The sequence below is a fragment of the Phenylobacterium sp. NIBR 498073 genome, from assembly GCF_027286305.1.
In the GTDB taxonomy this organism is placed as follows: Bacteria; Pseudomonadota; Alphaproteobacteria; order Caulobacterales; family Caulobacteraceae; genus Phenylobacterium.
On sequence record NZ_CP114599.1, the window covers coordinates 1,360,062 to 1,380,157 of the forward strand.

The following is a 20,096-nucleotide window of genomic DNA, read 5'->3' on the forward strand; positions in this document are numbered from 1 at the left end:
CCGAGGCGACCCCTCAGTTCGGCGCAGGCTCGGCGTCCGGCTCCACGACGTCGGGGACCGGCGGCTGCGAGAACGGCTCCGGCGGCGGCGCGGCGTCGTGCTCGGTGGTTTCGAAGTCGTAGGCCAGGCCTTCGTAGAAGCCGTTGCGCGGGTCGTCTTCGTAGACCGGCTCGGGGTCCGGCAGCAGCCATTCGAATTCGCGGCTCGGCAGGTTCATGTGAGCCGTGACCATGTAATCCTTCCAGATGGCCGCGGCGACCTGGCCGCCAGTCACCTGGTTCATGGGCCTGTCGTCGTCGTTGCCGACCCAGACCCCGGCGACGTAGTCGGGCGTGAAGCCGATGAACCAGGCGTCGCGGAAGTTCTGGCTGGTGCCGGTCTTGCCCGCCGCCGGCCGCCCGAAGTTGGCCCGCGTGCCGGTGCCGGCGGTCACCACTTTCTGCATCATCTTCACCATCATGCTGGCCCAATGGATGTCGTAGGCCGGCACGGGCGACGAGGTTTGATGGGTGTAGATCACCTGGCCGTCGGTGGTCTGGATCTGCGCGACGATGTAGGGCCGCAAGCGGCTCCCGGCCTGCTGGAACACCTGGTAGGCCGAGGTCATCTCGATCAGCGGGACCTCATAGGCGCCCAGCGACACCGAGAGGTTCGGGGTCGGCGGCAGGGTGGTGATGCCGAAGCGCCCGGCCAGGTTGGCGATCGCCGCCGGGCCGACTTCCTCGCCCAGCTTGACCGCCACGGTGTTGAGCGAGCGGGCCAGGGCCGACTCGACGGTCACGGCGCCGGCGTACTTGCCGCCGTAGTTCTTGGGTTCCCAGCCGCCGATCTTCACCGGCTCGTCGACGCGCGTGTCGGTGGGCAGCACGCCCTTTTCCAGCGCCGCCGCATAGATGAACGGCTTGAAACTGGACCCAGGCTGGCGCTTGGCCTGTACGGCGCGGTTGAAGACGCTCTTGGTGTAGTCGACGCCGCCGACCATGGTGCGGATGGCGCCGGTTGAATCCAGGGCGATCATCGCGCCCTGGCTGGCGCCGCTGGCCTTGCCGTCGACTTCTATGATCCGCCGCAGCACCTGGGCGCCGGCCGATTGCAGACGCGGGTCGACGGTCAGGGTGACGTTGAGGTCCGGCGAGTTCTGGCCGACCATCCGCAGGACCTCGGCCTGGGCGTAGTCGATGAGGTAGCCGTTGTCGCCTTCATTGGCCAAGGCGGTGGCCGCCAGCCTGGGCGGGGCGGCGAGGGCGGCGCGCATTTCGGCGTCGCTGATCCAGTTCTCGCCGCGCATCCGTTCCAACACCAGACGCTGACGTTGCAGCGCCTTGTCCATGTTGCGGTGTAGCGCCATCCGCGACGGCGCCTTGGGCAGCGAGGCCAGCAGCGCGGCTTCCGAGAGATTCAGCTGGGTGGCCGGTTTGCCGAAGTAGGTGCGCGAGGCGCCGTCCAGCCCAAAGGTGTTGGCGCCGAAATAGATACGGTCGAGGTAGAGCTCCAGCACCTCGTCCTTCGACAGCATCTGCTCAAGCTTGTAGGCGAGCGCCGCCTCTTGGATCTTGCGCTTGAGGTTCTGGTCGGGGCTGAGGAACATCCCCTTGGCGAGCTGCTGGGTGATGGTCGAGCCGCCCTCGACGACGCGGCCGGCCTTCTGATTGGCGCGAGCGGCGCGCGCGATCGCCCACGGATCGACAGCGCCATGCTGGTAAAAGCGCCGGTCCTCGGCCGCCAGGAACGCCTTGGGGACATAGTCGGGCAGGGAGGCAAGTCGCACGTTCTCGCCGTACTGCGGTCCGCGCGAAGCGATGAACTGGCCGTTCATATCGTAGAACTTGATCGCCGGCGCGCGGGTGGAGGCATAGAGCTCCTGGCGGGTCGGGACCTGCGGCAGATCCTGGAGGTAGGTCTTGTTGACGTGGTTCCAGGCCATGCCGGCGGCGACGAGCCCGGCCGCGAGCAGCAACAGCATGGCGACGCCGGTCCATTTGAGCACCGCCCACAGTCGCGACCGCCTGCCGCGCTTGCCTTTGGCCGGCGAACCGGTCAGGTCAGCCTCGGGAGGCTCCCGGCGCTGGCCGAAAGGCGATTTGGCGCCGTGGGAGTCGTTGTTGTCGTCGGTCACGGGTAATCTGGGGCGGCTGGACGTGGATTGTGTAGGACGCCTGTAGCATGCCTTCGAGGCCTTTCTGGGAAACGAAGTCGCTTGAGCAGATGACGGTGCGCGAGTGGGAGAGCCTGTGCGACGGCTGCGGGCTCTGCTGCCTGGTGCGTTTCGAGGACGAGGACAGCGGCGAGGTCTTTCCGACCCGCGTGCACTGCAAGCTGTTCGATTCCGAGCGCTGCACGTGCACGAACTATCCGGAACGCAAGAAACACGTCCCCGACTGCATCAAGCTGACGCCGCAGAATATCGACGCCCTGCAGTGGATGCCGCTTAGCTGCGCCTATCGCCGCATCAACGAGGGCCGCGGCCTGGCCGACTGGCATCCGTTGATCTCGGGCGACCCTGAAAGCGTTCACAAGGCCGGGGTCTCGATCCGCGGCGAGACCATCAGTGAAGTGGAATTGGACGATCCGGAGGACGCCATCCAATATGCGGCCTGGGATCTTCTGGAAGAGCGCGGCCGCGACTAGCGGGTGTTGGGCTGATTGTGGTAAATATGTCACAATGAGGCTTGCGCCGTCCGCCAAACGGCCTAATTGAGTGACCCGTAGTTTCCCCCCGAAGGTTTTGAGAGGTCCTTTCTTTGGCGCGCGACCCCTATCAGGAGCTGGGCGTCTCACGCAGCGCGAGCGCTGACGAGATCCGCAAGGCGTTCCGCAAGCTCGCCAAGCAGCACCACCCTGACACCAATCCGGGCGACAAGGCCGCCGAGGAGCGCTTCAAGCAGGTCAGCGCGGCCTTCGACATCCTTGGCGACGCCGAGAAGCGCAAGAAGTTCGACGCCGGCGAGATTGACGCCGACGGCCGCGAAACCATGCGCGGCTTTGGCGGCGGCGGAGGTCCGTTCGGCCAGCAGGGCGGCCCGTGGGGCGGGCAGGGGCGCTACTCCGAGACCATGGAAGGCGGCGACCTCGGCGACCTGTTCAGCGAGATTCTCGGGCGGCGCGGCGGCGGAGGCGGCGGCTTCGGCGGCTTTTCGCAGCGCGGCTCGGACGTGCGCGCCAAGCTGGAGATCGATCTGGAGGAGGCTATCCACGGCGCCAAGAAGCGCATCGCCTTCTCGGACGGCCGGACGATCGACGTCACCATTCCCAAGGGCGCCGAGGAAGGCCAGACCCTGCGCCTGAAGGGGCAGGGATCGCCTGGACGCGGCGGGCCCGGCGATGCTTTCATCGAACTGGTCATGCGGCCGCACCCGATTTTCCGCCGCGAGGGCGAGGCGCTGGTAATGGATCTGCCGGTGTCGATCCCCGACGCGGTGCTCGGCGGCAAGGTCGAGGCGCGTACGCCTGACGGCGCGGTGACGCTGACCGTCCCCAAGGGAGCCAACAGCGGCCAGTCGTTGCGGCTGAAGGGCAAGGGGTTGTCGGACAGCCGCGGCAAGCGCGGCGATCTGCTGGCGCGGATCGTGCTGATGCTGCCGGACAAGCCCGACCAGGAGTTGGAAGGCTTCGCCGAACGTTGGCGCAAGGAGCGTCCCTACACGCCGAGGAAGAAGTAGCCGCCCGTGACAGCGTCGGGGCGGGCCTTCATAACTTCCGTATTCAGGCTCGGTTCAGTGATCTGGATCTAATGCTGCGGTTCATGAAACGCCTCCTTGTCATCGCCGCGATGCTGGCGGCCGCGCCTGCGGTCGCCCAGCCGTACCCTGACTATGGCCGTCCGTCTTACGGGGGCCGGCACGATCAGGATGCGGCCCGCGATGCTGTGCGTGGGGGGCGCCAGGTGCCGTTGTCGCAGGTGATCGCCAATATCGCCGCGCGCACGCCGGGCCGTCAGCTCAACACCACCCAGGGCGATGCGGGCGGGCGTCCGGCCTACTTCGTGCAGTGGCAGACCAACGACGGCCGCGTGATCATCTTCGTGGTCGACGCCCAAAGCGGCCAGATCATCTCTCGCCAGGGCGGCTGAGGAGTTCCATGCGTATTCTACTGGTCGAGGACGATCCAGACCTGTCGCGCCAGCTCAAGGCGGCGCTCGGCGACGCCGGCTATGCGGTGGACCACGCCGCGGACGGCGAAGAGGCCCAGTTCCTGGGCGAGACCGAACCCTATGACGCGGTGATCCTGGACCTGGGTTTGCCCAAGGTCGACGGGGTGTCGGTGCTGGAGCGCTGGCGGCGCGAGAGCATGGCGGTGCCGGTGCTGATCCTGACCGCGCGCGGCGCCTGGAGCGAAAAGGTCGCCGGCTTCGACGCCGGGGCCGACGATTACCTGACCAAGCCGTTCCACACCGAGGAGCTGCTGGCCCGCCTGCGCGCGCTGCTGCGCCGGTCGGCCGGCCATGCGGCGCCGAGCCTGTCGCTGGGCGGCCTGCGCCTCGATCCACGTGCGGCCCGGGCCAGCGTCAATGGCGAGCCGCTGCGGCTGACCTCGCTGGAATACCGCCTGCTGCATTATCTGATGATGCACCAGGGGCGGGTCATCAGCCGGACCGAACTGGTCGAGCACCTCTACGACCAGGACTTCGACCGCGATTCCAACACCATCGAGGTGTTCATCGGCCGGCTGCGCAAGAAGATCGGCGCCGAACGGATCGAGACCGTCCGCGGCCTCGGCTACCGGCTGACCGCTCCGGCCGAGGAACTGGGGGGCGGGGCGGCCGGCTCGTGACCATGCCGACCCTCGGCCAGCCCTCGCTCGTCCGGCGGCTGGTGATCCTGGCCGCGGGCTGGAGCCTGGCCGTCCTGGTGGTCTGCGCGCTGGTCCTGGCCCTGCTGTTCCAGCAGGCGGCGTTGCGCCGCTTCGACCAGGGACTTTCCGAACTGATCGACAACCTGACCGCCGGCACGACCATCGCCGAGAAGGGCGAGGTGGTCGCGCCGGCCCTGACCGACCTGCGCGCGCTGCGCGCCTTTTCCGGCAAGTACTGGCAGATCGCCGAGCCCGGAGAGGGCGGCAAGCTGCGGGTGCTGGTGCGCTCGCGCTCGCTCTGGGACAGCGAACTGAAGTCTCCGCCCGACATCGTCGGCCGCCTCGACGCCGAGCCCGGCAAGCCGATCTCGTACGACACCTTCGGCCCGCTAAATGAGCCGCTGCGGGCGATGGCGACCCAGGCCAAGTTGCCGGGACGCGCTGCGCCGGTGGTGTTCATGGCCGCCGAGGACCGCAGCCCCGTCGACCGCGACGTGAGAGGCTTCGTCACCGCCACCGCGATCGCCTTCGTTTTCCTGGCGGTCGGCATGATCGCCGCGGTGGTCATTCAGGTCCGGGTCGGCCTCAACCCGCTGTTCGCCCTGCGCCGCGAGGTGGCCTCCGTGCGCCGTGGCAAGGCCGAACGCGTGCAGCGTGCCTATCCCAGCGAACTGTCGCCGCTGGCCGACGAGCTCAACGCCCTGATGGCCCACAACCAGGAGGTCGTCGAGCGCCAGCGGACCCATGTCGGCAACCTCGCCCACGCGCTGAAGACGCCGCTGTCGGTGATGCTGACCGAGGCGCGCCAGACCGGCGGGCCGCTAGCCGACGTGGTCGAAAGCCAGGCCGAGGCCATGCGCATGCAGGTTGATCATCACCTGCGCCGGGCCCGGGCGGCCGCGCGGACCCAAGGTTCGGGCGAGCGCACCTTGGTGGCCGACGTGCTCGACGAGTTGTCGCGCACCCTGGAACGCATCTTCATGGACAAGGGTGTCGAGATCGACTGGGACGCCGACGACGACCTCTATTTCCACGGCGAACGCCAGGACCTGCTGGAGCTGGCCGGCAACGCGATGGAGAACGCCGGCAAGTGGTGCAAGGGGCGGGTCCGCGTTCGCGCCGCCGCTGCGCCGGGCGAGCGCCTGCGCCTGAGCGTCGAGGACGACGGCGAGGGGCTGACCCCGCAACAGCGTGAGGCGGTCGTGCGGCGCGGCGAGCGGCTGGACGAAAGCGCGCCGGGCTCGGGGCTTGGCCTGTCGATCGTCGATGAACTGGCCCGAGCCTACGGCGGTTCGCTGAAGCTGGGCGAGGCGCGGCTGGGCGGGCTTCTGGTCGAGCTCGATCTGCCGCGCGCTGAGGCCTGATTTTGCAGGACATTTCGTAAATCCTTAACTCGGCGGCGCGATGTTCACGACATGCGGGAGACGTGCGCCCGCAGTGGAGCGTCTTTGCAAAATGGCCGGCCTGCCCGACGCCAAGATCGACATTGTGCGCACCCTCGTGGCCGGCGCGCCCGACAAGGTGGTCAGCGGCCTGCGCAACGCGTTGGCGGCGGCGGACGGCGACACGGCCCTGGCCGGGGTGCGCCGGGTGGTCGAGGCCGAGGTGGCCGAGCGGACCCTGCGCAACAAGGCGCTGCAGCCCATCGCGCCGCTGTTCGTCGATCGGCGCGGCGATCCCGACCGCCTGGCGTTTCCGCCGCGCGCCCTGCCGATGCTTTGGCGCGCCCTGCGCGACGTCGCCGGCGAGGATGTCGCGAGCGCGGCCCTGGTCATGGCCGACTTCGAACCCGGCGTGACCTCGAACGAGGCCTTCGACCGGCTGACCGCGCGGCTGGTGGAGGAGATCGAGGCGCGCACCCAGCGCGACATCATCGCGGCCCTGGACATTGTGGAGGCGGACCAGGCGGGCGGCGCGGCGACGCTGCGGAGCTGCCTGGCGATGTCGCCGGTGGTGCGCAGGGCGACTGAGAAGCTGCCCGAGTGGATCAACCGCACCACGCAGGAACGGGCCGCGGCCGCCCGGCTGGCCTATCGCGATGCCTGCCGCGCCGGCGACGACGCCGGGCCGCGGTTCTTTGAGATGCTAGGCGCCCAGCTCGCCGAGCCGTGGACCATCTTGCGGATCGTCTCGGCGGTCATGGACCATCCGACCGAAAGCTACCTGTCCGGATCGGAGCTGGCTGCGTTCGCCACCCGGCTGATGGACTCGGTCGACGCCAACTTGAAGCTCGTGGCCGCCTTTGACCTGAACGGGGGCGCGCCGACCGGCGAGGTCGCGGCCGCCACGGTCGAGATCCTCACCCTGCAGGTCACCGAGCTGGAAAACGCCATCGACCTGGCGCGGGAAGGCGGCTGGGGCGCACGAATCCAGAAACAGAAGCAATCCCTGGCTGGGGTGGTCGAGAAGCGCCTGCGCGAGTTGCCGCGATTGCAGGCGGCGGCCTTGCCGAGCCAGAGGGTACGGGTGGCGCGGGCCCTGGTCGCAGAACCGGAGCTGACCTCGCCCCCGGATCAAGGCCACGTGGAGCGTTGCCGCAGCCTGCTCAGCTTCGCCGAGGGAATCCGCGCCAGCGCCAACTACGGCGGCTTCGCTTCCACGCGGGCCAAGGTGATGGAGGCGGCCGGCGAGGCGCTCGATCAATATGTCGAGGACGTGCTGGCCCGCGTCCGGGACGGGGAGGCGGCGGACCGCGAGGTCGCGGCCCTGCGACTGCAGGTCGCCGCCGAGTTCGCCGGCCTGATCCACGAACCGCGCGCCCGCGAGATTGTTCGGCGTCGCGCCGCCAGCGCATTCGGCGCGGTCACGGCGCCGCGACCGGCCTGGGAGGATCCGGCCCGGCCGCTGTAAACTCGGCCTGCGCCCATCGGACCTGTGGAACTGGGGCCGTCTTTCGGCTAAAGCCGCGCCATGATCGCGTTCTGGGTGGTTGCGGGCGTGCTTTCTGCGCTCTGCGCTGGTCTCGTTCTCTGGAAGTCGGCCCGCGCGGCGGCGCTCGCCGGCGCCGATGATCCGACCGCGGCGGTTTACCGCCGCCAGCTGCGCGAAATCGACGATTTGGCCGAGCGCGGCCTCATTCCCGCTTCCGAACGGGCTATCGCTCATGCGGAGGCCGCCCGCCGCCTGCTTGGCGCTTCCGACGCCAAGGCATCGCCCTGGACGGTCGATCTTTCGCAACGCAAGGCGGTGCTGGCGTTTGCGGCCCTGACGCCGCTGCTGGCGCTGGGTCTTTACTTCGCGGTCGGCTCGCCGGGCATGGCCGACCAGCCGTTCAAGGCGCGGGTTGCGGCCTGGCGCGGCGCCGACCCGTCCGCGCTGACGCCGCCTGAAATGGCGGTGGTGCTGAAGTCGCTGATCGCCGAGCGCGGGGGCGACCCCGAGGCCTATGGGTTCCTGGCCCAGGCCGAAATGGCGTCCGACAATCCCGACGCCGCCGCGCGCGCGCTGCGCCGCGCAATCGAGCTGGCCCCGGGCCGCGCCGATCTCTGGGAAGGGCTGGGCGAAGTGCTGGTCGTCCAGGCTCAAGGCGAGGTCACGCCCCAGGCGCAGCGCGCCTTCCAGGAGGCGGTGAAGCGCGATCCGAAGTCGGTCAGCGCCCGTTTCCATCTGGCCCGGGCTCAAGTCGCCGCCGGCCAGCGGGCCGAGGGCCTGGCCGCCTGGCGCGCGCTCGCGGCGGAGCTGCCGGCGACCGATCCGCGCCGCGCGGCCGTGCAGCAGGTCATCGCCGAGGCTGCGGGTGCGCCGGCGCCGAAGTTCGACAACGCCCAGATGGCGGCCGTGGAGGGCATGGTCGCCAGCCTTGCGGCCAAGCTCGAGGACGAGCCTGACGATCCTGAGGGCTGGGTGCGCTTGGTCCGCTCCTACGCGGTGCTCGGCGACACGGCCAAGCGCGATGCGACTTTGACGGAAGCCAAGGCGCGTTACGCCGGCAAGGCCGATGTTCTCAAGGCCCTGGACCTGGCGGCGAAGACGGAACCGATGCGATGAGCGGCTGGCTGCCCAAATCCCCGAAGGCGCGTAGGCGCCTCTATCTGGTGGCCGCCATCGCGCCGGTGCTGGCGCTTGCGGTCGGGCTGACCCTGTGGGGTCTCTCGGATTCGATCTCGTTCTTCTACACCCCGGCGCAGGCGGCCGAGGCCAAGCCGCCGGTCGGCCGCTCGATCCAGCTCGGCGGGCTGGTGCAGCCGGGCAGCGTCGTCAAGCATCCGGACGGACGCGTCGAGTTCGTGGTCTCTGACCAACTGGCCTCGACCAAGGTCAGCTATTCCGGCGACCTGCCGGACCTGTTCCGCGAAGGTCAGGGCATTGTCGCGACCGGCGCGTTCCAGGCCGATGGCGACTTCAAGGCCAAGCAGGTGCTGGCCAAGCACGACGAGAAGTACATGCCGCGCGAGGTCGCCAAGGCCATCAAGGAGCAGGGCGAGTGGCGCGGCGAAGGCGCGCCGGCGCCCAGCTATTCTGCGGAACCGGCGGCGCGATGATCGTCGAAATCGGGGCGTTTTCGCTGGCGCTGGCCCTGGCGCTGTCCGTCGCTCAGTCGCTGGTTGGGGGGCTCGCCCGTTGGCGGCGCTCGCCGGTGATGGCCGGGGCGGCGCAGGGCGCGGCGATCGGCGCCTTCGTGGCGCTGCTCGTCGCCTTCGCAGCGCTGATGTACGCGTTCGTGACCTCTGACTTCTCGGTCGCCAACGTCGCGGCCAACTCCCACACCGCCAAACCGCTGCTCTACCGCGTGGCCGGGACCTGGGGCAGCCACGAAGGCTCGATGCTGCTGTGGTGTCTGGCGCTGACCGGCTGCGGCGCGGCGGTGGCGCTGTACGGCCGCGACCTGCCGGCGGGCTTGAAGACCCTGACCATCGCGGTGCAGGGCCTGCTGGGCGTCGTCTTCCTGGCCTATACGGTCTTCGCCTCTAACCCATTCAACCGCGTGCTCAACGCGCCGGTCGAGGGGCGCTCACTCAATCCGCTGCTGCAGGACCCCGCGCTCGCCTTCCACCCGCCGGCGCTCTACGTCGGCTATGTCGGCATGTCGGTGGTGTTCTCGTTCGCGGTCGCGGCCCTGATCGAAGGCCGCGTCGACGCGGCCTGGGCGCGCTGGGTGCGGCCCTGGACCCTGGCGGCGTGGAGCGCCCTAACCGTGGGCATCACGCTCGGCGCATTCTGGGCCTACTACGAACTCGGCTGGGGCGGCTGGTGGTTCTGGGACCCGGTCGAGAACGCCAGCTTCATGCCCTGGCTCATCGCCGCGGCCCTGCTGCACTCGGCGATCGTCACCGAAAAGCGCGGCGCGCTGGCCGGCTGGACCGTGTTCCTGGCGTTGGCGGCCTTCACCTTCTCGATGCTGGGCGCCTTCCTGGTGCGCTCGGGGGTGCTGACCTCGGTACACGCCTTTGCGGTCGACCCGACCCGCGGGGTGCTGCTGCTGACCATCCTGGGCGTCACCGCCGGCGCCGGCTTCGCCCTGTTCGCCTGGCGCGCGCCGCTGTTCGCCCGCGGCGGGGTCTTCGCCCCCGTCAGCCGCGAAAGCACGCTGGTGCTCAACAACATCCTGCTGGCGGCGGCGACCGCCACGGTCCTGCTCGGCACGCTCTACCCGCTGATGCGCGAGGCGGCGACCGGGGAGGCGATCTCAGTCGGTCCCCCGTTCTTCAACCTGACCTTCACCCCGCTGATGGCGGCCCTGGCCATCATCCTTCCCGCCGGGCCGCTGCTGGCCTGGAAGCGCGGCGACCTGAACGGCGTCGTCCAGCGCCTCTGGCTGGCCGCGCTGATCGCGCTCGCCTGCGGCCTGGCCGCCTACGCCCTGATCAGCCCGCGCAAGGCGTTTTCCGCCGCCGGCGTGGCGATGGGCGCCTGGCTGGTGATCGGGGCGCTGGTCGAGCTGGCCGAGCGCACCCGGATGTTCCGCGTTTCGGCGGCCGAGACCTTGCGGCGGCTCGGCGGCCTGCCGCGCGGCGCCTGGGGCATGACCCTGGCGCACCTGGGCCTGGGGGTGTTCGTGCTCGGCGCCTGCTTCGAGACCGGATGGAAACTCGAGGCCGCTGAGACCCTGCCGATCGGCGGACGGCTGAACCTTGGCGAGTACAGCCTCGTGCTCGACGACATCCGTGGGGTCGAAGGGCCGAACTACGAGGCCGAGCGGGGCCTGCTGCGGGCCTTCAAGGGCGAGACGCAGATTTGCGCCCCCAAGCCCGAGCGCCGCTTCTATCCGGCCGGCGGCCAGACCACGACCGAGGTGGCGATCTGTACGCGTGGTCTGGATCACCTCTATGTCGTGCTTGGTGAGCGGCGTGACGCCGCTGGCGAACCGGTCTGGCTGGTGCGCGGCTATTGGAACCCCTGGGCGCTGCTGATCTTCATCGGTCCGGCGATCATGGCGCTCGGCGGCGTGGTTTCGTTGTCCGATCGCCGGCTGCGCCTGGCGGCCGGCCGCAAGCAGCAGGCGGTCGCCGCATGAAGCGGCTGGCGGCGATCCTGGGCGCGGTGCTCTGCATCGCCGCGGCGTCCGACCCGGCCGAGCGGCTGCCCGACCCGGCGCAGGAGGCGCGCGCGCGCGAACTCTTCCGCGAGGTCCGCTGCCTGGTCTGCCAGAACGAGTCGATCGACGATTCCAACGCTGAACTGGCCGCCGACCTGCGCCGGCTGGTGCGCGAGGAGGTCAAGGCCGGCAAGACCGACGCCGAGGTGCGCAAACACCTGACCGACCGCTATGGCGAGTTCGTGCTGCTCAAGCCGGCCTTCTCGCTGGGCAACGCCGCGCTGTGGGGCGCGCCAGTGGTGGTGCTGCTGCTGGGCCTGTGGCTGCTGCTGCGCACCCTGCGCAATCGCCCGGCGGACGAGGCGCTGTCGCCTGAGGAAGCCGCGCGCCTGGACGACCTGTCGCGCGATTGAGCAGCGTGACAAGATTGCGCCAAACATTGAACGCTATGAAGAGCCGAGCGTGACCTAAACGTAACTTGAGAGACATTGCGCTCTTTGGCATCGAACATAGGTTGTCGGGGACGTGCTCGTGTTATCTGACACCGGCGCCCACAGGGAAATTGAAGGCTTATGACCTCGAAGAAGACCGGTTATCTCCTTGGCGCCCTGGCGGGCGTTGGAGTCGCGACGGCCGCCCTCGCTGGCGCCAATCTCGCGGATCAGCCGCGAGCAGAGTCCAGCGTCGACCGCGGCCTGCTGATGCGGACGTCAACCGCGCCGATCTTCGCCCCGCCGCCGGGCGCGCCGCTGTCCTTCGCCGACATCTTTGAAAAGGTCTCGCCGGCGGTGGTCTCGATCAACGTCACCTCCGACGTCGACCCGTCCGCCCTGCGCCGCGTGCCGGGCTTCGAGAACTTCCCCTTCGACATCGTCCCGCGCCAGGGGCCGGGCGGCGGTGACGACGAGGAGGGCCAGCAAGGCCAGCAGGGGCAGCAAGGCCAAGGCCAGGGACGCGGCCAGCCGCGCCTGCCCAGCCAGCAGTCGTCCGGCTCGGGCTTCTTCATCTCGTCCGACGGCTACATCGTCACCAACAACCACGTCGTCGAGAACGCCAAGGAGATCAAGGTCGTGCTCAAGGACGAGCGCGAACTCGACGCCGTCGTCGTCGGTCGCGACGAGGGCACCGACCTGGCCGTCCTGAAGGTCAAGGGCAACGGCTTCCCGTATGTGAACTTCGAAAACGCCGGCAAGCCGCGCGTCGGCGACTGGGTCATCACGGTCGGCAACCCGTTCGGCCTCGGCGGCACGGCGACGGCCGGCATCATCTCAGCCTACGGTCGCGACATCGGCGAGACCTTCGTCGACTACATCCAGATCGACGCGCCCATCAACCGGGGCAACTCGGGCGGCCCGACGTTCGACGTCTATGGCCGGGTGATCGGCGTCAACACCGCGATCTTCTCGCCGTCGGGCGGTTCGGTCGGCATCGGCTTCGCGATCCCTGCGGACGTCGCCGATTCGATCACCAAGCAGTTGATCGCGGGCGGCAAGATCACCCGCGGCTACATCGGCGCTTCGATCCAGAACTTCACCGCCGAGATGGCCGAGGCCCAAGGCCTGGGCGCCCAGCGCGGTGCGATCGTCGCCAACGTGACCCCGGGCGGACCGTCCGAGCGCGGCGGACTGCAGTCGGGCGACATCGTCACCTCGGTGAACGGCGTCAACGTCAAGACCTCGTCCGAGCTGACCCGCGAGGTGGCCAAGGCCAAGCCTGGCGACGTGCTGCGGCTGGACGTGCTGCGCGCTGGCAAGCGCAAGGCCGTCGAGATCCGCTCGGGCGTGCGACCGACCGAACGTGAGCTCGCCGCCAACGACAACCAGCAGGGCGGCGCGAACCGCGGCGGCGGCGACAAGCCCGACGCCCAGGCTCAGCGTCCGGTCGTGCTCGGTCTGGCCCTGGCGCCGCTCGACGAGGCTTCGCGTCGGCGTCTCAACCTCGATCCGGGCTTCAAGGGCCTGCTGATCGCCAGTGTCGACCAGTCGTCGGACGCCGCGCAGCGCGGCCTGCGCAAGGACGACATTCTCGTTCAGGCGAACGGCGAGCCGGTGACCACGGCGGCGGAATTCTCGGCGGCGGTCGCCAGCGCCAAGAAGGCCGGTCGTCAGAGCATCTTGGTCGGGGTGCATCGCGGCGGTCGCACGTCCTTCCTGCCGCTGAAGATCTCCGGCTAGGCTGCGTTCAATCCTGGGGGCCTGAACCGATGCGGATTCTGATTGTCGAAGACGATCTCGAGGCGGCCGAGGTCATGGACCGCGGCCTCACCGAGGCCGGCCATGAGTGCGTTCGGGCCAGCGACGGGGAGGCGGGCCTCTCCGCCGCCCAGGCCGGCGAGTTCGACGTCATGATCGTCGACCGCATGATGCCGCGGATGGACGGCGTCTCGATGGTCCAGGCGTTGCGGCGTGAGGGCGACCAGACCCCGGTGCTGTTCCTGTCGGCGCTGGGCGAGATCAACGACCGCGTCGAGGGCCTCAAGGCCGGCGGCGACGACTATCTGGTCAAGCCCTATGCCTTCGTCGAGCTGATCGCTCGGGTCGAGGCGCTGTCGCGGCGGCGCGAGACCGGGTCGGTCCAGACCCTGCTGCGGGTCGGCGAGCTGGAGATGGATCTGATCGCCCGCACGGTGCATCGCCAGGGCAAGGAGATTGACCTGCAGCCGCGCGAGTTCCAGCTGCTGGAGTTCCTGATGCGCCACGCCGGCCAGTCGGTGACGCGCACCATGCTGCTCGAGAAGGTCTGGGAGTATCACTTCGACCCGCAGACCAATGTCATCGACGTGCACGTCTCGCGACTGCGCTCGAAGATCGACAAGGGCTTCGACCGAGCGATGCTGCAGACCGTCCGCGGGGCGGGCTACCGCCTCGACCCCTAAGGCCGGGCGCGCGCCATGCGCCTGCCGAGGCTCTTTCGGACCACGCCGTTCCGGCTGACGCTGCTGTTCCTGGCGCTGTTCGCAGCGGCGGCCAGCGCGTTCCTGGCCTACATTTATCTGGCGACCGCGGGCGAGGCGACGCGGCGCACCGACCAGAACATCACGCGCGAGATGCGCTCGCTGGTGGCAGCCTACGACCGGGCCGGCGTCGATGCAGTGAACCAGTCGCTAATCGAGCGGGCGGCCAGCGAGCGGCCTTTCCTCTATCTTCTGATGAAGCCAGACGGCGCGCGGATCTCCGGCTCGATCGCAGAGTCGCCGATCGAGGACGCCGGCGCGGCGGTCGGCGTCTCCACCCGCGCCAGCTTCTCGGTCACCGACGAGGACGCGCAGGGCCGGCTGGTGAAGCACCCGGCCCGGGGAATCCAGGAGCGGCTGAGCGGCGGCGAGATCCTGTTCGTCGGCGCCGACATCAGCGAAGACCAGGCCTACGTCGTGAAGATCACCCGCGCGCTCTGGGGGGCCGGGGCGCTGGTGATCGTGCTTGGCCTGGCCGGCGGCCTGCTGGTCAGCCGCAACGTCTCGCGCAGTATGGGCGCCTTGAACGACGTGGTGGCGGCGGTCCGCAACGGCGACTTCGACGCCCGCGCCGCGGTGCGCGGCGCCCGCGACGAGTTCGACGAGCTGTCCGAAGGCATCAATGAGATGCTCGACCGCCTGCAGCGTTCGATGGCCGGCCACCGTCACGCCGGCGACGCCATCGCCCATGACCTGCGCTCGCCGCTCACCCGGTTGCGGGCGCGACTGGAGACCGCCTATCTCGATGTCGAGGCCGGCAAGGGCGACGCCGAAGAGGCGCTGGCCCAGGCGCTCGACGACACCGACGGGGTCCTGAAAACTTTCGGCGCTGTGCTGGCCATCGCCCGGCTGCAGGCCGCCGGCCAGGCGCCCGACCAGCACCTGTTCGATCCGGCCGAGCTGGCTGCCGACCTGGCCGAACTCTACGAGCCGACCTGCGAGGACAAGGGCCTGGAGTTCGGGGCCGAGTTGGCCAGGAACCTGCAGGTCCGCGGCAATCGCGAGTTCCTGGCTCAGGCGCTGGCCAACCTGCTGGACAACGCGGTGAAGTACACGCCGGCCGGCGGGGCGATCATGCTGCGGGTGCGTCGCCGCTCGTCCGGCGAGATCGAGTTTTCGGTGACCGACACCGGACCAGGGGTGCCCGACGAGGATCGCGCCCGCGTGGTCGAGCGCTTCGTGCGCCTGGAGAACAGCCGCAGCGAGCCGGGCTCCGGGCTCGGGCTCTCGCTGGTCGCCGCCGTCGCCGAGGCGCATGGCGGCCGGCTTGAGCTGTCGGAAGGGCCTGGCAAGGTCGGCGAGATGGGGCCGGGCCTACGGGTGGCGCTGATCCTGCCGCGGGCGGCCTGATCGGCGAGCGCCGTGGGTGGCGCGGCGGCGTCGCCCGGCTAATGTCGTTCCCCGATGACTCGATTGATTGACGCTATCCGCCCCTGCGGTCCGATCGCCGACGAGAAGGCAGCCGAGCGCGCCCGCAATGTGCTGGAGGAGGCCGCGGCCCGCGACAGCTGGACCACCCAGCTGGAACGCGCCTGGCCGGCCTTAGCGCCGGTGTTCGGCGCTTCGCCCTACCTGACCGGCCTGGTGCGCCGCGATCCTGGCCGGTTGCGCGATCTGCTCGACAGCGAGCCGGCGGCGCGGTTCGACGACCTTCTGGAGCGGACGGCGGCGCTGGCCCAGGCCGATTGGGACGCCGCCAAGGCCGGGTTACGCAAGCTGAAGGCCGAAGCGCACCTGCTCATCGCCCTGGCCGACCTCGGCGGGGTCTGGAACCTCGATGAGGTGACGGGCTCGCTGACCCGTTTCGCCGATGCGGCGCTGGCCTCGGCGCTGACCGTGGCGGCGCGGGGGGAGCTAGAGGCCGGCCGCCTGGCCCGCATGGGCGAGGGCGAGGAGGGCCCGGTCCCGGGCTGGTTCTGCATCGCCATGGGCAAACACGGCGCCTATGAACTCAACTACTCCAGCGACATCGACATCTCGGTTTTCTACGAGCCTGAGGTGCTGCCGCTGGCCGACGGGATCGAGACCCAGGCCTTCGCGGTCCGCCTGACCCATCGGCTGGCCGACATGATGCAGGACAAGACCGGCGACGGGTACGTGTTCCGCGTCGATCTGCGCCTGCGGCCCGATCCGTCGTCGACGCCGCCCGCCGTGCCGGCCCCGGCGGCGTTCGATTATTACGAGAGCGTCGGCCAGAACTGGGAACGGGCGGCCTTCATCAAGGCGCGGGCGGCGGCAGGCGACATCGGCCGCGGCCAGGCGTTCCTCGACGAGCTGGCGCCCTTCATCTGGCGCAAGAACCTCGATTTCGCGGCCATCGCCGATATCCATTCGATCAAGCGGCAGATTCACGTCCACAAGGTCGACGAGCGCCTGACCGCCAAGGGCGTCGACCTCAAACTCGGCCGCGGCGGCATCCGCGAGATCGAGTTCTATGTCCAGACCCAGCAGCTGATCCTCGGTGGTCGCCACCCCGAGCTGCGCTCACCGCGCACGCTCGATGCGCTGCGCGCCCTGGAGGCGGCCGGCCACGTCTCGGTCCAGGCCGCCGACGAACTGACCGAGGCCTATCGCCAGCTGCGCAGCGCCGAGCACCGGGTCCAGATGCTGGCCGACGAGCAGACCCACCGGCTCTCCGAATCCGACGGCGAGCGCAAGCGGGTGGCCGCGCTCTCGGGCTTTGATCGCGTGCGCAGCTTCGACGCCGCCATCGAGCGTACCCTGAAAACCGTCAATGGGCGGTATGGCGAGCTTTTCCCCGACGAGGAGCAACTTTCCTCCCGGTTCGGCAGCCTGATCTTCACGGGGGTCGAGGACGACCCGGAGACCCTGGCGACGCTGTCGCGGATGGGGTTCTCGCATCCGGCCACGATCTCGCAGACCATCCGCAGCTGGCACCACGGCCATATCCAGGCGACCCGCACGGCGCGCGGGCGCGAGCTCTTCACCCGGCTGGCGCCCAGGCTGCTCGATGCGGCCCAGGCCAGCGGCGCGCCGGATGCGGCCTTCACCCGCTTCGAGGCGTTCTTCTCCAAGCTGTCGTCCGGAGTGCAGCTGCAGTCGTTGTTCCTGGCCCAGCCGAAACTGTTCGAGCTGATGGTCCAGGTCATGGCCTTCGCGCCGCGGCTGGCCAGCACCTTGGCGCGTCGCCCGGCGGCGCTCGACGCCCTGCTCGACGGGGCCTTCTTTGCGAGCATCGACAGCGAGGAGGACCGCAGCGTTATGGCCCACGCGGTCGGCCGCGCCGATGGGTTTGAGGAGGTTATGGACGCGGTGCGCCGCATCCATCGCGAACAGGCGTTCCGCGTCGGGGTGCAGGTGATGAGCGGGGCCGCCAGCGCCGAGCTCGCAGGCCGTGCGTTCGCCGACCTCGCCGACATCTGCATGGAGGCCCTGGCTCCCGCGGCGCTGGCCGAGGCCGAGCGGCTTGGGGGGAGCTTCCCGGGCGAGGTCGCGGTCATCGCTCTCGGCAAATGCGGGTCGCGCGAGATGAGCGCCGGTTCGGACCTCGACCTGATGACCCTCTATCGGGCGGCCGAGCCGGGCGCGATCTCGTCGATTAAGGAGTGGAGCGCCGACGTCTTCTATGGCCGCTTCACCCAGCGCCTGATCGCTGCGCTCTCGACCCCGACCGGGGAGGGCGAGCTTTACGAAGTCGACATGCAGCTGCGCCCTTCCGGGACCAAGGGGCCGGTGGCGGTCAGCTTCACGGCTTTCGAGGACTACTACGAACGGGAGGCCGAGACCTGGGAGCTGCTGGCTCTGACACGCGCCCGCGTGGTCTGGGCCAGCTCGTCGCAGTTCGCCGAGGCGGCTGCGGGCGCGGTCGAATCCGCCCTGCGCCGCCCGCGCGACCGGGCCCGGACCGCGGCCGACGTCCGCGACATGCGCGCGCTGCTGGAGCGTGAGCGGCCGCCGAAGGGCGAATGGGATCTGAAGCTTTCGCCGGGCGGCCTGGTCGATATCGAGTTTGCGGCCCAGTACCTGCAACTGGCCCACGCCGCCGATGGCGGCCCGCTGCGCCAGAACACCGCCGAGGCGCTGGCCGCCTTCGACGGGCTCGCTCCAGCCGACGCGCTCGCCGCCTTGCGCAAGGCCTGGGCCCTGCAGCAGAACCTGACGCAGCTGCTGAAGGTCGCGCTGGGCGACAACGCCGATCCGACGGACGAGCCGAAGGCGTTTCGCACGCTGCTGGCCCGAGCCGGGGACGTGCGCGACTTCCGCGCGCTCCGCAACAAGCTGGAGAGCTCGCGGAAAGGCGCGCGGAGCGCCTACGAGACGATTGTCGGGGCGTGAGCGACGGATCGGGCCGGCCGTCGCGTTGAACAGGCGGCAGGGCGTAAGAGGCGCCCTGCGCCAGAACAGAGGCCGTGACGGCGATTGAACGACATTGCAGGCTCCCATCCCTCGCAGGCGAGGTGACGTTTGAGCGATCCGGACGAGGAGCTGCTGACGCGCGTGGGCGAGGGCGACCCGGCGGCGGTGCGCGCGCTCGTCGCCCGCAAGCTGCCGCGGTTGCTCGCCCTGGCGGGCCGCATGCTGGGCGATCCCGCCGAGGCCGAGGATGTGGCCCAGGAGACCTTCGTGCGGGCATGGAAGCAGGCGCCCACTTGGCGGCCGGGCGGCGCGCGGTTCGACACCTGGCTGCACCGGGTGACTTTGAATCTCTGCTACGACCGGCTCCGCCGTCGGCGCGAAGTGGTCACCGACAGCCCGCCGGAGCAGGCCGACGAGGGGCCGGCGCCGGACCGTGGCCTGGAGGCCAAGGATGTCGGCGATCGGGTTGCGGCGGCCATGCAGCGCCTGCCCGAGCGGCAGCGGGAGGCTATCGCGCTGTGTCACTACCAGGAGCTCTCGAACATCGAGGCGGCGGCTCTGATGGGCGTCAGCGTCGAGGCCCTGGAAAGTCTTTTGGGGCGGGGGAGACGCGCTTTGCGCGCAGCGTTGGCGGATATGGTGGGAGGTTGATCGGATGACCCACGAACGTTTCGAGATACTGGCGCACGCCTATGGCGGCGACATCGCCCGCTGGCCGGCCGCCGAGCGTGACGCCGCCGCACTGCTGATGGCCGCCGAGCCGGAGTTTGCGCGGATCGTGCTTGGCGATGCCGGCGAGCTGGACGCCGCCCTCGACCTATGGGCGCCGTTGGCGGTAACCGCGACCTTGCGTGAGGCGGTGGTCGCCTCGGCGCCCCTGCGTCGCTGGGGGTTGAACGCCTGGTTCCTGCGGGCCGGCGTTGGGGCCGGTCTGGCCGCGGCCTGCGCCGCCGGCCTTGTCGTCGGCGTGATGCTGTCCGACCTCACTCAGGCGACGGCCTCGGACGACACGGTCAGCGCCACGCTCAGCAACTATGACGACCTGTCGGGCCTGGTGACGCTGGAGGGCGCATAGATGAGCCGCAAGACCCTGATGATCGCGCTTTTCGCCTCGCTGGCGGTGAATCTCTTCCTGGTCGGTGCTGTGGCCGGCGGCCTGGTCGTCGGCCAGAAGGTGCGGGCCGAGCGTCCACATATGGCCCAACGTCAGAACCCGCCGCTGTGGCGCGCCGGGGACGCCCTGCCGCCGGACCGCGCGCAGGCCTATCGCAGCGCCCTGCGCGACCAGAGTCCGGAAGTGCGCGAGGCGATGCGCGCGGCCCGCGCGGCCCGCATGGAAGCCTGGCGCTCGATCGGACGGGAGCCTTTCGATCCGGCCGCCGCCAAACGCAGGCTGGCGGCCATCCGCGCCCAGGAAGCCGACGCCCGCGGCCAGATCGAAGACGACATGATCGATTTCGCAGCCGGGCTCTCGCCCGAGGATCGCAAGGTCCTGGCGCGGGGCCTGACGGAGCGGCCCCGCGGACCGCGGCCGCCGATGGAGGCGCCGCAGCGCTAGTC

The 20,096-nt window shown here is 69.8% G+C and carries 18 protein-coding genes; 17 read left to right on the forward strand and 1 reads right to left on the reverse strand.

Annotated features, from left to right (window positions below):
• Positions 1 to 13: 13 nt before the first annotated feature.
• Positions 14 to 2,116, reverse strand: a complete 2,103-nt coding sequence (locus O4N75_RS06965; RefSeq protein ID WP_269628627.1) for a PBP1A family penicillin-binding protein — start codon at positions 2,114 to 2,116, stop codon at positions 14 to 16.
• A gap of 47 nt (positions 2,117 to 2,163) precedes the next feature.
• On the opposite strand from O4N75_RS06965, the gene O4N75_RS06970 reads away from it, so the two are divergent.
• The 17 genes from O4N75_RS06970 to O4N75_RS07050 all read left to right on the forward strand — a co-directional run bounded on the left by O4N75_RS06970 (position 2,164) and on the right by O4N75_RS07050 (position 20,094).
• On the forward strand, positions 2,164 to 2,628 hold the full coding sequence (locus O4N75_RS06970; protein WP_269628628.1) for a YcgN family cysteine cluster protein: 465 nt from the start codon (positions 2,164 to 2,166) through the stop codon (positions 2,626 to 2,628).
• Between the two features lie 113 nt (positions 2,629 to 2,741).
• Positions 2,742 to 3,659 carry a J domain-containing protein gene (locus O4N75_RS06975; protein WP_269628629.1) on the forward strand — a complete coding sequence of 306 codons (918 nt, stop codon included), beginning with the start codon at positions 2,742 to 2,744 and terminating at the stop codon, positions 3,657 to 3,659.
• Between the two features lie 83 nt (positions 3,660 to 3,742).
• Positions 3,743 to 4,069, forward strand: a complete 327-nt coding sequence (locus O4N75_RS06980; RefSeq protein ID WP_269628630.1) for a PepSY domain-containing protein — start codon at positions 3,743 to 3,745, stop codon at positions 4,067 to 4,069.
• An 8-nt stretch (positions 4,070 to 4,077) separates the two neighbouring features.
• Positions 4,078 to 4,770 (forward strand): response regulator transcription factor, encoded by a 693-nt coding sequence (locus O4N75_RS06985; RefSeq protein WP_269628631.1) that lies wholly within the window; start codon positions 4,078 to 4,080, stop codon positions 4,768 to 4,770.
• A 2-nt stretch (positions 4,771 to 4,772) separates the two neighbouring features.
• Positions 4,773 to 6,155: a sensor histidine kinase gene (locus O4N75_RS06990; RefSeq protein ID WP_269629340.1), complete on the forward strand. Its 1,383-nt coding sequence runs from the start codon at positions 4,773 to 4,775 to the stop codon at positions 6,153 to 6,155.
• Positions 6,156 to 6,246: 91 nt separating this feature from the next.
• A complete protein-coding gene (locus tag O4N75_RS06995; protein ID WP_269628632.1) occupies positions 6,247 to 7,641 on the forward strand; it encodes a hypothetical protein in 1,395 nt (464 codons plus the stop codon).
• A gap of 60 nt (positions 7,642 to 7,701) precedes the next feature.
• The gene (ccmI, locus tag O4N75_RS07000; RefSeq protein ID WP_269628633.1) at positions 7,702 to 8,778 is read left to right on the forward strand and encodes a c-type cytochrome biogenesis protein CcmI; all 1,077 of its coding nucleotides are present in this window, start codon (positions 7,702 to 7,704) and stop codon (positions 8,776 to 8,778) included.
• Positions 8,775 to 9,272: a cytochrome c maturation protein CcmE gene (ccmE, locus tag O4N75_RS07005; RefSeq protein WP_269628634.1), complete on the forward strand. Its 498-nt coding sequence runs from the start codon at positions 8,775 to 8,777 to the stop codon at positions 9,270 to 9,272. Before ccmI ends, ccmE begins: the two co-directional genes overlap by 4 nt.
• Entirely contained in the window at positions 9,269 to 11,245 is a 1,977-nt protein-coding gene (locus tag O4N75_RS07010) for a heme lyase CcmF/NrfE family subunit (RefSeq protein WP_269628635.1), read from the forward strand. Before ccmE ends, O4N75_RS07010 begins: the two co-directional genes overlap by 4 nt.
• On the forward strand, positions 11,242 to 11,679 hold the full coding sequence (locus tag O4N75_RS07015; protein WP_269628636.1) for a cytochrome c-type biogenesis protein: 438 nt from the start codon (positions 11,242 to 11,244) through the stop codon (positions 11,677 to 11,679). The genes O4N75_RS07010 and O4N75_RS07015 overlap by 4 nt, the downstream gene beginning before the upstream one ends.
• 159 nt (positions 11,680 to 11,838) lie before the next feature.
• Positions 11,839 to 13,440, forward strand: a complete 1,602-nt coding sequence (locus O4N75_RS07020) for a Do family serine endopeptidase (protein ID WP_269628637.1) — start codon at positions 11,839 to 11,841, stop codon at positions 13,438 to 13,440.
• 29 nt (positions 13,441 to 13,469) lie between these two features.
• On the forward strand, positions 13,470 to 14,141 hold the full coding sequence (locus tag O4N75_RS07025) for a response regulator transcription factor (RefSeq protein ID WP_269628638.1): 672 nt from the start codon (positions 13,470 to 13,472) through the stop codon (positions 14,139 to 14,141).
• A 15-nt stretch (positions 14,142 to 14,156) separates the two neighbouring features.
• Positions 14,157 to 15,569: a HAMP domain-containing sensor histidine kinase gene (locus O4N75_RS07030; protein ID WP_269628639.1), complete on the forward strand. Its 1,413-nt coding sequence runs from the start codon at positions 14,157 to 14,159 to the stop codon at positions 15,567 to 15,569.
• 54 nt (positions 15,570 to 15,623) lie between these two features.
• Complete coding sequence (locus tag O4N75_RS07035) at positions 15,624 to 18,515, forward strand: bifunctional [glutamine synthetase] adenylyltransferase/[glutamine synthetase]-adenylyl-L-tyrosine phosphorylase (RefSeq protein ID WP_269628640.1); 2,892 nt, start codon at positions 15,624 to 15,626, stop codon at positions 18,513 to 18,515.
• Between the two features lie 129 nt (positions 18,516 to 18,644).
• Positions 18,645 to 19,187 carry an RNA polymerase sigma factor gene (locus tag O4N75_RS07040; protein WP_269628641.1) on the forward strand — a complete coding sequence of 181 codons (543 nt, stop codon included), beginning with the start codon at positions 18,645 to 18,647 and terminating at the stop codon, positions 19,185 to 19,187.
• A gap of 4 nt (positions 19,188 to 19,191) precedes the next feature.
• Positions 19,192 to 19,611 carry a hypothetical protein gene (locus tag O4N75_RS07045; RefSeq protein ID WP_269628642.1) on the forward strand — a complete coding sequence of 140 codons (420 nt, stop codon included), beginning with the start codon at positions 19,192 to 19,194 and terminating at the stop codon, positions 19,609 to 19,611.
• Complete coding sequence (locus tag O4N75_RS07050; protein WP_269628643.1) at positions 19,612 to 20,094, forward strand: periplasmic heavy metal sensor; 483 nt, start codon at positions 19,612 to 19,614, stop codon at positions 20,092 to 20,094.
• The last annotated feature ends 2 nt before the right edge of the window (positions 20,095 to 20,096 follow it).

Excerpts from the sequence above, each read along its gene's own strand:
- O4N75_RS06970 (WP_269628628.1), top strand. The coding sequence starts at position 2,164 with ATGCCTTCGAGGCCTTTCTGGGAAACGAAGTCGCTTGAGCAGATGACG.
- O4N75_RS06980 (WP_269628630.1), top strand. The coding sequence starts at position 3,743 with ATGAAACGCCTCCTTGTCATCGCCGCGATGCTGGCGGCCGCGCCTGCG.
- O4N75_RS06985 (WP_269628631.1), top strand. The coding sequence starts at position 4,078 with ATGCGTATTCTACTGGTCGAGGACGATCCAGACCTGTCGCGCCAGCTC.
- O4N75_RS06990 (WP_269629340.1), top strand. The coding sequence starts at position 4,773 with ATGCCGACCCTCGGCCAGCCCTCGCTCGTCCGGCGGCTGGTGATCCTG.
- O4N75_RS06995 (WP_269628632.1), top strand. The coding sequence starts at position 6,247 with ATGGCCGGCCTGCCCGACGCCAAGATCGACATTGTGCGCACCCTCGTG.
- ccmI (WP_269628633.1), top strand. The coding sequence starts at position 7,702 with ATGATCGCGTTCTGGGTGGTTGCGGGCGTGCTTTCTGCGCTCTGCGCT.
- ccmE (WP_269628634.1), top strand. The coding sequence starts at position 8,775 with ATGAGCGGCTGGCTGCCCAAATCCCCGAAGGCGCGTAGGCGCCTCTAT.
- O4N75_RS07010 (WP_269628635.1), top strand. The coding sequence starts at position 9,269 with ATGATCGTCGAAATCGGGGCGTTTTCGCTGGCGCTGGCCCTGGCGCTG.
- O4N75_RS07015 (WP_269628636.1), top strand. The coding sequence starts at position 11,242 with ATGAAGCGGCTGGCGGCGATCCTGGGCGCGGTGCTCTGCATCGCCGCG.
- O4N75_RS07020 (WP_269628637.1), top strand. The coding sequence starts at position 11,839 with ATGACCTCGAAGAAGACCGGTTATCTCCTTGGCGCCCTGGCGGGCGTT.
- O4N75_RS07025 (WP_269628638.1), top strand. The coding sequence starts at position 13,470 with ATGCGGATTCTGATTGTCGAAGACGATCTCGAGGCGGCCGAGGTCATG.
- O4N75_RS07030 (WP_269628639.1), top strand. The coding sequence starts at position 14,157 with ATGCGCCTGCCGAGGCTCTTTCGGACCACGCCGTTCCGGCTGACGCTG.
- O4N75_RS07035 (WP_269628640.1), top strand. The coding sequence starts at position 15,624 with ATGACTCGATTGATTGACGCTATCCGCCCCTGCGGTCCGATCGCCGAC.
- O4N75_RS07045 (WP_269628642.1), top strand. The coding sequence starts at position 19,192 with ATGACCCACGAACGTTTCGAGATACTGGCGCACGCCTATGGCGGCGAC.
- O4N75_RS07050 (WP_269628643.1), top strand. The coding sequence starts at position 19,612 with ATGAGCCGCAAGACCCTGATGATCGCGCTTTTCGCCTCGCTGGCGGTG.